Genomic DNA, 12,074 nt, shown 5'->3' with positions numbered 1-12,074 from the left:
GCCGACCAGACCGTCCTTAGTAAGATCCGCTCAAGTAAGACTGGAGCGGCGCCACGTCCAGACCGCCGACCTTCAACGCCGAGATGGCTTCAACTGCCGCTTCGGCTCCGGCCACCGTGGTGTAGTAGGGGATGTTATTGGTGAGCGCGGTGCGGCGCAAGCTGAAGCTGTCGGAAACCGCCTGCGACCCTTCGGTCGTGTTGAAGATCAGCTGGACATCGCCGTTGATCATGGCATCGACGATATGCGGCTGGCCTTCCACCACCTTGTTGATGGCCGAAACCTTGACGCCATTATCGATCAGCAGCTTGGCGGTGCCGCGCGTGGCGACAACCTTGAAGCCCAGCGACACCAGCTTGGCGGCCACCGGGATCATCGCCGCCTTGTCGCCATCGCGCACGGAGATGAACACGGTGCCCTCCTTGGGCAGCGTCACGCCGGCGCCCAGCTGGGCCTTGGCAAAGGCCAGGGCGAAGTTCTTGTCCAGGCCCATGACCTCGCCCGTCGACCGCATTTCCGGTCCCAGCAGCAGATCCACGCCGGGGAAACGGTTGAACGGGAAGACGGCTTCCTTGACCGCCGTGTGCGGCGGGAAGGGGCCGGACAGCTTGAACTGCGACAGGGTTTCCCCGGCCATGACCCGCGCCGCGATCTTGGCGATGGGCGTGCCGGTGGCCTTGGCCACGAAGGGCACGGTGCGGCTGGCGCGCGGGTTCACTTCCAGGATGTAGATGTCGTAGCCGCCAATGCCCGACCCGTCCGCGCTCTGCTTGACCGCGAACTGGATATTCATCAGGCCGACGACGTTCAGCCCCTTGGCCAGCTTCACCGCCTGCACCGTCAGCTCGTCGATGACCGGCTTGGAGAGCGTATAGGGGGGCAGGGCGCAGGCGCTGTCGCCGGAATGGATGCCGGCTTCCTCGATATGCTCCATGATGCCGGCGACATAGACCTCGCCCGTGGCGTCGGCCACCGCGTCCACATCCACCTCGATGGCGTTCTGGAGATAGCTGTCGATCAGCACCGGGTTGTTGCCCGACACTTTCACCGCCGTGGCGATATAGCGGTGCAACCCTGCCATGTCATGGACGATCTCCATGGCGCGGCCGCCCAGCACGTAGGAGGGGCGGATGACCACGGGGAAACCGATCTTCTCGGCGACCGCGACGGCCTCTTCCAGCGACCGGGCCAGGCCGTTGGCCGGCTGGCGCAGTTCCAGCTTGTGCAGCAGCTGCTGGAACCGCTCACGGTCCTCGGCCAGGTCGATGGCGTCCGGCGTGGTGCCCAGGATGGGCAGACCGGCTTCTTCCAGGGCCTTGGCCAGCTTCAGCGGCGTCTGGCCGCCGAACTGCACGATCAGGCCCTTGACCTCGCCGTTCTGGTTCTCCTTCTCCACCAGCTCGATCACATCCTCGGCCGTCAGCGATTCGAAGTACAGGCGATCAGCGGTGTCATAGTCGGTGGAGACGGTCTCCGGGTTGCAGTTGACCATGATCGTCTCATAGCCCGCTTCCTGAAGCGCATAGACGGCATGGACGCAGCAATAGTCGAACTCGATACCCTGGCCGATGCGGTTGGGACCGCCGCCCAGGATGACGACCTTCTTCTTGTCGGTCGGCGCGCTCTCGCACTCCGCCGGCTCCAGGCCGTTGCCCTCATATGTGGAATACATATAGGGCGTGCGGCTGGCGAATTCGGCCGCACAGGTGTCGATGCGCTTGAACACCGGGCGGACATTCAAGGCCCGGCGATGGGCCGACACGGCCGCTTCCGTGGCGTTGGTCAGGGTGGCGATGCGGGCATCGCTGAAGCCCATGGACTTGATACGGGCCAGATATTGCACATCCAGGCCGGACAGGCCGGCGGCGCGGATGGCCTCCTCCTCCTGCACGATGGCCTCGATCTGGCGCATGAACCAGGGGTCGTACTTGCACTCCTCATAGATCTGCTCGACCGTCCAGCCATGGCGCATGGCCTGGGCCACGATCAGCAGCCGTTCCGGGGTCGGCCGGCTCAGCATGTGACGCAGACGGCCCTGATCGACATTGCCGTTGGCATCGCGCAGGTCGATCTCGTCAAAGCCGGTCAGGCCGGTCTCCAGCCCGCGCAGCGCCTTCTGCATGCTCTCCGCGAAGGTACGGCCGATGGCCATGACCTCACCCACTGACTTCATGCTGGTGGTCAGCGTGTTGTCGGCGCCGGGGAACTTCTCGAACGCGAAGCGGGGGATCTTGGTGACCACGTAATCGATCGTCGGCTCGAAGCTGGCGGGCGTCGACCCTGTGATGTCATTGTCCAGCTCGTCCAGCGTGTAACCGACGGCCAGCTTGGCCGCGATCTTGGCGATGGGGAAGCCGGTGGCCTTGGACGCCAGGGCGGAGGAGCGGGACACGCGGGGGTTCATCTCGATCACCACCATGCGGCCGGTGTCGGGATGCACGCCGAACTGCACGTTCGACCCGCCGGTATCCACGCCGATCTCGCGCAGCACCGTCAGGCTGGCATTGCGCATGATCTGGTATTCTTTGTCGGTCAGCGTCAGGGCCGGGGCGACCGTCATGCTGTCGCCCGTATGCACGCCCATGGCATCGATATTCTCGATGGAGCAGATGATGATGCAATTGTCCTTGCTGTCGCGGACAACCTCCATCTCATACTCTTTCCAGCCCAGGACCGATTCCTCGATCAGCACTTCGTGTACGGGGCTGGCGCGCAGGCCGCCGCGGACAATGTCCTCGAACTCCGCCCGGTTGAAGGCGATGCCGCCGCCGGTGCCGGCCAGGGTGAAGGACGGGCGGATGATGGCGGGCAATCCCACCACAGCCAGCGCATCCAGCGCCTCGTCATAATTGCGTACGACGCGCGAGCGCGGGCTTTCCAGCCCGATCTTGTCCATGGCGTCGCGGAACTTCAACCGGTCTTCGGCCTTCTCGATGACGTCGGCCTTGGCGCCGATCATCTCGATCCCCAGGCGCTCCAGCGTGCCGTCATGGAACAAAGCGAGTGCCGTATTCAGCGCCGTCTGGCCGCCCATGGTGGGCAGCAGCGCGTCGGGCCGCTCCTTCTCCAGGATCTTGGCGACGACGGCCGGCGTGATCGGCTCGATATAGGTGGCGTCGGCCAGACCCGGATCGGTCATGATCGTGGCCGGGTTGGAATTCACCAGGACGACCCGGTACCCTTCCTCCTTCAGCGCCTTGCAGGCCTGAACGCCGGAATAGTCGAATTCGCAGGCCTGTCCGATGATGATCGGACCCGCGCCGATGATGCAGATGGATTTGATGTCGGAGCGCTTGGGCATGATCAGTCGGACCGTCTTTTTCGGGCGGGAAGGGCGATATGGTCGCGGCAAAACGCCCCCCGCGCCACAATGGGTGCGGGGGGCGCCCGGCTGAGGGGCCTATATAGAGGGGTCGGGGGCGGAGTGGAAGTGCCGAGCTTGGGGCGCTGGGATGCGCCGGGCGGGACGCAAAACACGGGTAATTTCGTTGCCCGTTACGGCCCGATATAAAAGCCGCGCAGATCATCCTGCCGGGCCGTGAAGACAGTGCAGTTGGTCGTTTCCTGCCCCTTGAAGAAATAGACCAGCCCCTCGTCACGCTGGCGCGTCGGGTCGAACAGGTTCACCGCCATGCGGCCATAGGCCACGCCCCAGGGCCGCTCGTCCGGCCCGAAGGCGCGGTAATGCAGATTGATCAGCTGGTTGAACCGGCCGGCCCGGCACAGTTTCGACAATTCCAGATTGACCGTCAGCAGCCCGCGCGACGGTGCGTCGAAGGCATAGACGATGCGGTCGCGCCGCTGTGGCACGGGGCGGGGCTTGGCGATGGCGGGGTCGATCCAGCTCTGCCAGGGCAGCTTGCCGAATCCACGCCCCTGGTTGGGCTGCGCCGGTGCGGGGCGGTCAGCCAGGGCGGGGCTGGCGGTTGCAAGCAGCAGACAGGCCAGGGCGGCACGCCCCGTTGTTCGAAAGCAACGCGTCATCATCAGCGCGCGATGGCGAGCCGGGCCAGGAACAGCGCCACGGCCTTCTTGCTCTCTTCCGGCAGGCTGGTGAAATTGATCTTGGTGCCGGTTTTCTTATCCACCGACGCCACGGTGCCGGCCCCCTTCAGCTTCAAATTCTGCTTGGGGTCCTTCAGCGCCAGATCGAAGGTGACCGACTGCCCGACCTTCAGCTTGGCCCCCGACACGGTGACGGAATTGACGCCCAGATTGGCGACGGTCAGTTCCTTGCCATCGATATTCAGGTGCGCGGTATATTTCGGCACCTTGACCTTCTCGATGACATCCACCTTCAGGAAGTCGAACATGCCCATGGGTGACCTTCCGACAGGATAGGTCACCATATTACAGCTTGTCTGCGTGACCGGTTAGCAGATTCCGACAGCGAAAGGTTAGGAGTTCGGCGAAGTGTCCGATCCTGCCCTCGGTCGGCCGCCTCCGTTCTGCTGAATTCGCATGAGGGGTTGCAATTTTTACACAAATTGTCATAGCGATATCGTCTAATTTTATATAAAGTCATATAACTATTTATCTGGAGCAATGAATGATTATCAAGGATCACTTCCTTCATGGTGACCAGGGGCCTGTGGCTCAACGCCCAAGCCCCAATGTGGGCGACCCCCTCACGCCCCGCTATCTTGTGATGCATTTCACGGCCGGGGCCAGTGCGGAAAGTTCGATCAACCATCTGTGCAATCCCGGCAGCAACGCTTCCGCGCATCTCGTGATCGGCCGCGACGGCGCCATCACGCAGTTGGTGCCGTTCAACCGTGTCGCCTGGCACGCCGGCAAGAGCGAATGGCACGGTCTGGTCGGGCTGAACAAGGCCTCCATCGGCATTGAGCTGGACAATGCTGGTGAGTTGCGGCGCACGAGCGGCGGATGGGTCTCCTGGTTCGGCGCCAAATATCCCGACGGGGTTGTGGATGTTCTGGCCCATAAATACGACCTGAAGGAAGGCGGCTGGCACCGCTATACGCAGGAACAGCTGGCGGCGGCGTTGGCGGCAGCGGCGGCCATCTGCCGGGAATATAAGTTGGTCGATGTCCTGGGCCATGATGACATCGCACCCGGTCGCAAGCGCGACCCCGGCCCCGCCTTCCCCATGGAACAGTTCCGTTCCTATCTGCTGGGCCGCCGGGATGACCAGTATGACCAGCTGGTCACCCTGACCGAGGTGAATATCCGTCAGGGGCCGGGCACAGAATATGAGAAGTTGACGGGATCGCCGCTTCCCGCCGGCCGGCAGCTTGCCCTGAAGTCACGCGAAGGCATCTGGTGCTTCGTTGAAGTTCTGGAGGCGCAAGGCAAGTCTGCCATGACGGGATGGGTGCATGGGAATTACATCGGCTAGACCGGTTCGCTTTGCTTTCCGTGCCATCGGTACTCTCATTTTATCCCTGCTTGCGGGCGGATGCGCTCTGGTGCTCCGGGATGAGGGTGGTGACAAGGGATTCGCCGCGTCTCTGGAGGGGCTGTCGGGTACCCCCAACCCGCATCCGCCCGGCATCGTCACGGAAAAGATCATGGGAATCGCGATACGCGGGGATGAATTGCTGGTCGGATACAAGAGCAGCATCAGGATCACGCTGCCCATCGATGATTGCCGCATCATCATCCTCGATGGTGACGAGGTGACGGCGAAACAAATGTCCAGCTTCCTGCGGGGCAAGAACATCTGTCTTTACGGGGCCAAGAACCAAGGAGAACCACGATGAAGCGACTGATGCTGCTGCCATGTCTCATTCTGGCCGGCTGCACGAACAAGGACGCCACTTACCTGGTGTTCGCGCAGCAGCAGACCTTCGGCCTCAGCATCAGCGGCTCCGTGCCGCAGCAGGATGCAAAGATTTCGCTGGGCTTCGCGGACAACAATATCGCGGTGATTCCGGCTACGATTAAAAGTGGCGATTCAGTTCACCCCATCACAGGCTCGATCGGAGGGGATTCATTCAATCGGTGCGCGACCGAACCTGCTCCTCCAGCGACGGATTCCGACGCCTTGTCGACTTTTGGCCAATTTAGCTTGGACAATACAACCGGCGACCAGAACAAACTGGGACTTGGCAAATTCTTCGCCACTGGCAGCGCTGCACAGGTCATATCGCAGGGTTTCGCCGATAAGGTTGGCAACCGCACCCCGGTCTCTCCGCCTGCCGTCCATTGTCCGAATTCGGCGCCGCCCGCCGCCGCGGCGGGTCCGGCGGGATAATCAAGGGGATGATCTGACATCATCCGGGCTGTCCGCAGTCCGGATTCGCGCTGCCTTGGCCGATGGGGGCGGGGTTAGGGCCTGACGCGAACCGGTTGCAGGGAAAGGACTTTTGCCATGGCAGACGAGAGCGATGTCGAGGACCAGGAAGATGTGCCGTCGCGACCTACGGTTCCCGGCACTGTCCCGTCATTCCAGTCGCGACGGGTCAATACAGTCCATCGTGTTCGAACGGTCCATACGGTCAAGACGGTGAGAACTGTACGGCGTGTCGGATACGTACCCGGCACCGCATGGCGATGGCCCTGACGGGCGGCTCGTCGGACGCGCCATCGAAACTCGCCGCATGACATTGCAGGCCACCGCCACTATGGTGCGCTCAAACTCCGCATCGAGGGTGTGACGATGGCCGCGTATCAATATGTCTATGTGATGAAGGGTGTGACCAAGGCCTATCCCGGCGGCAAGAAGGTGTTCGAGAATATCTGGCTGTCCTTCTATCCCGGCGCCAAGATCGGCGTGCTGGGTGTGAACGGGTCGGGTAAGTCGACCCTGCTGAAGATCATGGCCGGGCTGGACAAGGATTATAATGGCGAGGCCTGGTCGGCCGAGGGCGTGAAGGTCGGCTATCTGCCGCAGGAGCCGCAATTGAACCCGGACAAGAATGTCTGGGACAATGTCATGGAGGGCGTGGGCCCCACCAAGGCGCTGCTGGACCGGTTCAATGCGGTGTCGGAGGCGATGGCCGATCCCGATGCCGATTTCGATGCGCTGATGGCCGAGCAGGCCGAGCTGCAGGAAAAGATCGACGCCGCCGACGCCTGGGACCTGGACCGCACGGTCGAGATCGCCATGGACGCGCTGCGCTGCCCCGCCGGTGATGCCGCCGTGGACAAGCTGTCGGGCGGTGAGAAGCGCCGCGTGGCGCTGTGCAAGCTGCTGCTGTCCAAGCCCGACATGCTGCTGCTGGACGAACCGACCAACCATCTGGATGCCGAAAGCGTGGCCTGGCTGCAGCGCTTCCTGGCCGATTACGCCGGCACCGTTGTGATGGTCACCCACGATCGTTACTTCCTGGATGCCGTCACCGGCTGGATCCTGGAACTGGATCGCGGGTCGGGCATCCCGTATGAGGGCAATTATTCCGCCTGGCTGGAGCAGAAGCAGAAGCGGCTGGAGCAGGAAGGTCGCGAGGAAGGCGCCAAGCAGAAGAGCCTGGCCCAGGAACTGGAATGGGTGCGCGCCAGCCCCAAGGCCCGTCAGGCCAAGTCCAAGGCCCGTATCCAGGCCTATGAGGAATTGCTGGCATCCGCCAACCAGAAGGAAGCCATCGGCGAGACGCGCATCGTCATCCCGACGCCGCCGCGCCTGGGCAATGTGGTCATCGAGGCCGAACATCTGCGCAAGGGCTTTGGCGACCGGCTGCTGGTGGATGATCTGTCCTTCCGCCTGCCGCCCGGCGGCATTGTCGGCATCATCGGCCCCAATGGTGCCGGTAAGACCACGCTGTTCCGCATGATCACCGGGTCGGAGAAGCCCGATGGCGGCACCTTCCGCGTGGGCGAAACGGTGCAGCTGGGCTATGTCGACCAGAGCCGTGACAGCCTGGACGCCAAGAAGAATGTCTGGGAGGAAATTTCCGGCGGGCTGGACATCATCGAGCTGGGCAAGAAGTCCATGCCGAGCCGCGCCTATGTCTCGGCCTTCAATTTCCGCGGTGCCGACCAGCAGAAGAAGGTCGGACAGTTGTCGGGCGGTGAGCGCAACCGCGTGCATCTGGCCAAGATGCTGAAGTCCGGTGCCAATGTCCTGCTGCTGGACGAACCGACCAACGATCTGGACGTCGAAACCCTGCGGGCATTGGAAGAGGCGTTGAGCAGCTTCCCCGGCTGCGCCGTGGTCATCAGCCACGATCGCTGGTTCCTGGACCGTCTGGCCACCCACATCCTGGCGTTCGAGGGCGATAGCCAGGTCGTGTGGTTCGAAGGCAATTATGCCGATTACGAGGCCGACAAGCGCCGCCGCCTGGGTGCCGAGGCCGACCAGCCGCACCGCATCAAGTACAAGCCGCTGGAACGTTGATCCCGCCGCATACCGTTGGTCTGGGGCCGGGGATCACTCCCCGGCCCTTGTTCATTCAAAGAGGTCCTTTCGATGCGCCTTGTCCGCCTGATCGCCAATCTGGGCTATGGCAGCCAGCGGGACGTGAAGATGCTGCTGAAGGAAGGTCGCGTGACGCTGGCCGACGGCACCATCCTGTCCGATGGCGACAAGGCGGCGCATGGCGATATCCGCATCGATGGCGAGGCGCTGGACCCGGCCCAGGGTTCGGTGCTGATACTGCACAAGCCCGCAGGTTACACCTGCTCCACCTCTGATCCCGGCCGGGTGGTCTATGAGCTGCTGCCCGAGCGGTTCGGATATCGCAACCCGATCATCGCCCCGGTGGGCCGGCTGGACCGCGACACGACGGGCCTGCTGCTGCTGACCGATGACGGCCAGTTGCTGCACCGCATCATCTCGCCCAAGGCCGACGTGCCCAAGGTCTATGAGGCGGAGTTGGCACGGCCCCTGACGGGGGAGGAATCGTCCGTCTTCGCGTCCGGCACCCTGATGCTGAAGTCGGAGAAGACGCCGCTGCTGCCGGCCACACTGGAGGTGCTGGGCGAGCGGCGGGCGAGGCTGACCATCCGCGAGGGGCGTTATCACCAGATCCGCCGCATGTTCGCCGCCGTCGGCAACCATGTGGAGACGCTGCATCGCGTCTCCATCGGGGGCCTGACGCTGGGCGACCTGGATGAGGGGGCGTGGCGGCAGTTGGACGCGGGCGAGATTGCATCCATCTTCACCGCCGCCGGATGACCCTATTTGGCGCCGTTGGCGCTGCCTTCGATGGCCTTGCCGGCGCTCTTGATATCCTTGCCTACGCCTTCGACGGTGTTGCACGCAGACAAGGACAGGGCGGCGAGGGCCAGGGTGGTGACGATCAGGGCGCGTTTCATTGGCTTATCCGTTGTTCCGGGACTATCAATCCTAAGTAACCCATTATTGCAAAAGCGTGTCGCCATGTCCAAGCCGCCAAAAGTTAAAGAGCCGAAAGTCAGGGTGGATCAGGCTTTGGTTGATCGCGGCTTGGCCGAAAGCCGGTCCAAGGCCCAGGCCCTGATCCTGGCCGGCCTCGTCTATGCCGATACGCGCCGCATCGACAAGGCCGGCGAGACGGTGCCGGAAAGCCAATTGCTGATCGTCAAGGGCCAGGACCATCCCTGGGTCAGCCGGGGTGGCTTGAAACTGGTTAAGGGGCTGGACCAGTTCGGGATCGACCCGACCGGCTTCATCGGCATCGATGTCGGCGCCTCCACCGGCGGCTTCACCGACGTGCTGCTGACACGGGGTGTCGCCAAGGTCTATGCTGTCGATGTCGGCCATGGGCAGTTGGCCTGGAAAATCCGCGAAGACCAGCGGGTCGTGGTGCTGGAAAAAACCAATGCCCGCCACCTGAATGCAGAGATCATCCCCGATCCCATCGACATCGTGGTGTGCGATGCCAGCTTCATCGGGCTGGAAACCGTGCTGCCCGCCGCCATGGCCCTGACCAGGCCCGGTGCATACCTGGTTGCGCTGATCAAGCCGCAGTTCGAGGTGGGCAAGGGCCGCGTCGGCAAGGGCGGGGTGGTGCGCGAGCCGGAACTGCACCAGGAGGTCTGTGATCGCATCACCGGCTGGCTGACGGGGCAGCCGGGCTGGACCGTGCTGGGCGTGGTGGAAAGCCCGATCACGGGGCCGGAGGGAAATAGGGAGTTCCTGATCGGGGGGCGGCGGGCGGGGTAATCCACCCCACCCGCCTTACCGCCCTTACTGGAACGCGGCCTCGGCAAAGCTGCGCAGCTTGCGGCTGTGCAGCCGTTCCAGACCGGTATCGCGCATCATCTCCATGGCGCGCATGCCGATGGCCAGATGCTGGTCCACGCGGGCGCGGTAGAAATGGTTGGCCATGCCGGGCAGCTTGATCTCGCCATGCAGCGGCTTGTCCGACACGCACAGCAATGTGCCGTAGGGCACGCGGAAGCGGAAGCCGTTGGCGGCGACCGTGGCCGATTCCATGTCCAGCGCGATGGCGCGCGACTGGCTGAACCGCTGCACTGGCTCGCTATGGTCACGCAGTTCCCAGTTGCGGTTGTCGATGGTGGCTACGGTGCCGGTGCGCATGATCGATTTCAGTTCCCAGCCCGACAGGCCGGTCACTTCCTCCACCGCATCCTCCAGCGCCACCTGCACCTCGGCCAGGGCGGGGACGGGGACCCAGGTGGGCAGGTCTGCATCCAGCACCTTGTCGTCACGCACATAGCCATGGGCCAGGGCATAATCGCCCAGGCGCTGGGTGTCGCGCAGGCCGGCGCAATGGCCCAGCATCAGCCAGACATGGGGACGCAGCACGGCGATATGGTCGCTAATCGTCTTGGCATTGGACGGGCCGACGCCGATATTGACGATGGTGATGCCGTTGCCGTCCTTGCGCTTCAGGTGATAGGCGGGCATCTGCGGCAGGCGCGGCACCTTCTGGCCCTCTGCGTCGCGGCCCGGGGGGGTGGCCTGGTTCCAGGTGATGTGGTCACCCGGTTCGATGAAACATTCATACTGCCGGCGATAGGCCTGGGTGGCCGGATCATCCGACGGCTCCATGATCTCCAGGCCACGGCGCACGAACTCGTCGATATAGAACTGGTAGTTCGTGAACAGCACGTAATTCTGAAAATGATCAGGCTTGGTGGCCGTGTAATGCTTCAGCCGGTGCAGGCTGTAATCCACGCGAGGACCCGTGAACAGGGCCAGCGGGCGGGGCGCGCCCGGCGGCGTGACATGCGTGCCGTTGACGATGCTGTCATCCATATAGACCAGATCGGGCAGATCAAAATAATCCCGCAGCTGGTATAGCCGCTCCGGCGTCAGGTCGCCTTCGACATGCATGCCTTCGGGGAAGGCGAACTGGATGGGGATGGGGCTGTCGCTGATCCCCACCTCCAGCGGCACGCCATGGTTCTTGACCAGCAGGCTCAGCTGATGGTGCAGGTAATGGTCGAACAAGTCGGGCCGGGTGATGGTGGTGCGGAAGGTTCCCATGCCATGGACGAAGCCATAGGCCAGCCGGCTGTCGATACGGGGTTCGGCATCGATGCGAATCTGGATGAATGGGTAACAGGCGCGCACGCGCCCCCCCAGATCCTCGCCACGGGCAAAGGCGGAAAACCGGCCGCGCAGAAACTCAACAGCCTCGTCATAAAGCGCCCGGACGCGGGCATACGCACTATCGGCGTCGGGGAAGCTCTCCACCGACGGAACAACGGTCGAATTGTTGGATGAATTCACTGTGCAAGCTCCTATGAGTTTGCACTTCTTTATGCGCCAGAGAGGGGGTGGTTGGGAAGGGGAGATTTTTGAAGACGGTCAGATCGGCCGGGGTACGCAACAGGTTGCATAGAATGCTGGAGGATGTGGGGAGTATATATATGTCCACCACAGGATGTTGTGGACATATGATGGAGAAGAGAATGAGTGCTGATAACCCCACCTATGAAGGTCCCGTCACCTCGATTCAGTCCTTCCCCGGTACACCGTCCAACCCCGGCTATCTTGCCGCGTCGGTCGGGGGCAATTCCTTCTATATCGACGAATCGACGCCGACCTTGCTGACCGTCCTCAGCGCGGCTTTCGTCAAGGGCAACAATGTCACGGTCCAGGCCCTGCGCAAGGACTTCCTGCATTTCGGTCCGCAGGTCGTCGCCTATCGTGTGATGAGCTGACATCGTCCGGTATCCGCCGGTCACGCGGCCAGCCGGGGGTTGGTCGCGTGACCGCA

The 12,074-nt window shown here is 63.0% G+C and carries 12 protein-coding genes; 7 read left to right on the top strand and 5 right to left on the bottom strand.

Annotated features, from left to right (window positions below; translation table 11 throughout):
• Positions 1-16 precede the first annotated feature (16 nt).
• The 3 genes from carB to AC1Q7F_RS07520 form a co-directional block, all read right to left on the bottom strand.
• On the bottom strand, positions 17-3,301 hold the full coding sequence (gene carB, locus AC1Q7F_RS07530; RefSeq protein WP_492505353.1) for a carbamoyl-phosphate synthase large subunit: 3,285 nt from the start codon (positions 3,299-3,301) through the stop codon (positions 17-19).
• Positions 3,302-3,495: 194 nt separating this feature from the next.
• Positions 3,496-3,984 carry a hypothetical protein gene (locus AC1Q7F_RS07525; RefSeq protein ID WP_492505351.1) on the bottom strand — a complete coding sequence of 163 codons (489 nt, stop codon included), beginning with the start codon at positions 3,982-3,984 and terminating at the stop codon, positions 3,496-3,498.
• Between the two features lie 2 nt (positions 3,985-3,986).
• On the bottom strand, positions 3,987-4,319 hold the full coding sequence (locus tag AC1Q7F_RS07520; RefSeq protein ID WP_492505350.1) for a hypothetical protein: 333 nt from the start codon (positions 4,317-4,319) through the stop codon (positions 3,987-3,989).
• A 296-nt stretch (positions 4,320-4,615) separates the two neighbouring features.
• Between AC1Q7F_RS07520 and AC1Q7F_RS07515 the strand changes: the two genes are divergently transcribed.
• The 5 genes from AC1Q7F_RS07515 to AC1Q7F_RS07495 all read left to right on the top strand — a co-directional run bounded on the left by AC1Q7F_RS07515 (position 4,616) and on the right by AC1Q7F_RS07495 (position 9,079).
• Positions 4,616-5,359 (top strand): N-acetylmuramoyl-L-alanine amidase, encoded by a 744-nt coding sequence (locus AC1Q7F_RS07515; RefSeq protein ID WP_492505348.1) that lies wholly within the window; start codon positions 4,616-4,618, stop codon positions 5,357-5,359.
• Complete coding sequence (locus AC1Q7F_RS07510; protein ID WP_492505346.1) at positions 5,340-5,723, top strand: hypothetical protein; 384 nt, start codon at positions 5,340-5,342, stop codon at positions 5,721-5,723. Before AC1Q7F_RS07515 ends, AC1Q7F_RS07510 begins: the two co-directional genes overlap by 20 nt.
• Complete coding sequence (locus tag AC1Q7F_RS07505) at positions 5,720-6,217, top strand: hypothetical protein (RefSeq protein ID WP_492505344.1); 498 nt, start codon at positions 5,720-5,722, stop codon at positions 6,215-6,217. The genes AC1Q7F_RS07510 and AC1Q7F_RS07505 overlap by 4 nt, the downstream gene beginning before the upstream one ends.
• A gap of 405 nt (positions 6,218-6,622) precedes the next feature.
• Positions 6,623-8,299 carry an energy-dependent translational throttle protein EttA gene (ettA, locus tag AC1Q7F_RS07500; protein WP_492505342.1) on the top strand — a complete coding sequence of 559 codons (1,677 nt, stop codon included), beginning with the start codon at positions 6,623-6,625 and terminating at the stop codon, positions 8,297-8,299.
• A 72-nt stretch (positions 8,300-8,371) separates the two neighbouring features.
• A complete protein-coding gene (locus AC1Q7F_RS07495; RefSeq protein ID WP_492505340.1) occupies positions 8,372-9,079 on the top strand; it encodes a pseudouridine synthase in 708 nt (235 codons plus the stop codon).
• 2 nt (positions 9,080-9,081) lie between these two features.
• Here the strand turns inward: AC1Q7F_RS07495 and AC1Q7F_RS07490 are convergent, their stop codons facing one another.
• Positions 9,082-9,219: an entericidin A/B family lipoprotein gene (locus AC1Q7F_RS07490; RefSeq protein WP_492505338.1), complete on the bottom strand. Its 138-nt coding sequence runs from the start codon at positions 9,217-9,219 to the stop codon at positions 9,082-9,084.
• Positions 9,220-9,283: 64 nt separating this feature from the next.
• Between AC1Q7F_RS07490 and AC1Q7F_RS07485 the strand changes: the two genes are divergently transcribed.
• A complete protein-coding gene (locus AC1Q7F_RS07485; RefSeq protein ID WP_492505336.1) occupies positions 9,284-10,048 on the top strand; it encodes a TlyA family RNA methyltransferase in 765 nt (254 codons plus the stop codon).
• A gap of 24 nt (positions 10,049-10,072) precedes the next feature.
• Here the strand turns inward: AC1Q7F_RS07485 and AC1Q7F_RS07480 are convergent, their stop codons facing one another.
• Positions 10,073-11,584 (bottom strand): AMP nucleosidase, encoded by a 1,512-nt coding sequence (locus AC1Q7F_RS07480; protein WP_492505334.1) that lies wholly within the window; start codon positions 11,582-11,584, stop codon positions 10,073-10,075.
• A gap of 182 nt (positions 11,585-11,766) precedes the next feature.
• Here AC1Q7F_RS07480 and AC1Q7F_RS07475 point away from each other — a divergent pair, with 182 nt between their 5' ends.
• On the top strand, positions 11,767-12,018 hold the full coding sequence (locus AC1Q7F_RS07475) for a hypothetical protein (protein WP_492505332.1): 252 nt from the start codon (positions 11,767-11,769) through the stop codon (positions 12,016-12,018).
• Positions 12,019-12,074: the final 56 nt, after the last annotated feature.

Source organism: Niveispirillum sp. GW835-FHT14G11 (assembly GCF_058793615.1).
The sequence above is the reverse complement of the archived record's forward strand: the minus strand, read 5'-3'. Positions and strand labels throughout refer to the sequence as shown.

Bases quoted from the DNA above. Each gene is read 5' to 3' on its own strand.
- carB (WP_492505353.1), bottom strand. From the start codon at position 3,301: ATGCCCAAGCGCTCCGACATCAAATCCATCTGCATCATCGGCGCGGGT.
- AC1Q7F_RS07525 (WP_492505351.1), bottom strand. From the start codon at position 3,984: ATGACGCGTTGCTTTCGAACAACGGGGCGTGCCGCCCTGGCCTGTCTG.
- AC1Q7F_RS07520 (WP_492505350.1), bottom strand. From the start codon at position 4,319: ATGGGCATGTTCGACTTCCTGAAGGTGGATGTCATCGAGAAGGTCAAG.
- AC1Q7F_RS07510 (WP_492505346.1), top strand. From the start codon at position 5,340: ATGGGAATTACATCGGCTAGACCGGTTCGCTTTGCTTTCCGTGCCATC.
- AC1Q7F_RS07505 (WP_492505344.1), top strand. From the start codon at position 5,720: ATGAAGCGACTGATGCTGCTGCCATGTCTCATTCTGGCCGGCTGCACG.
- ettA (WP_492505342.1), top strand. From the start codon at position 6,623: ATGGCCGCGTATCAATATGTCTATGTGATGAAGGGTGTGACCAAGGCC.
- AC1Q7F_RS07495 (WP_492505340.1), top strand. From the start codon at position 8,372: ATGCGCCTTGTCCGCCTGATCGCCAATCTGGGCTATGGCAGCCAGCGG.
- AC1Q7F_RS07490 (WP_492505338.1), bottom strand. From the start codon at position 9,219: ATGAAACGCGCCCTGATCGTCACCACCCTGGCCCTCGCCGCCCTGTCC.
- AC1Q7F_RS07485 (WP_492505336.1), top strand. From the start codon at position 9,284: ATGTCCAAGCCGCCAAAAGTTAAAGAGCCGAAAGTCAGGGTGGATCAG.
- AC1Q7F_RS07475 (WP_492505332.1), top strand. From the start codon at position 11,767: ATGAGTGCTGATAACCCCACCTATGAAGGTCCCGTCACCTCGATTCAG.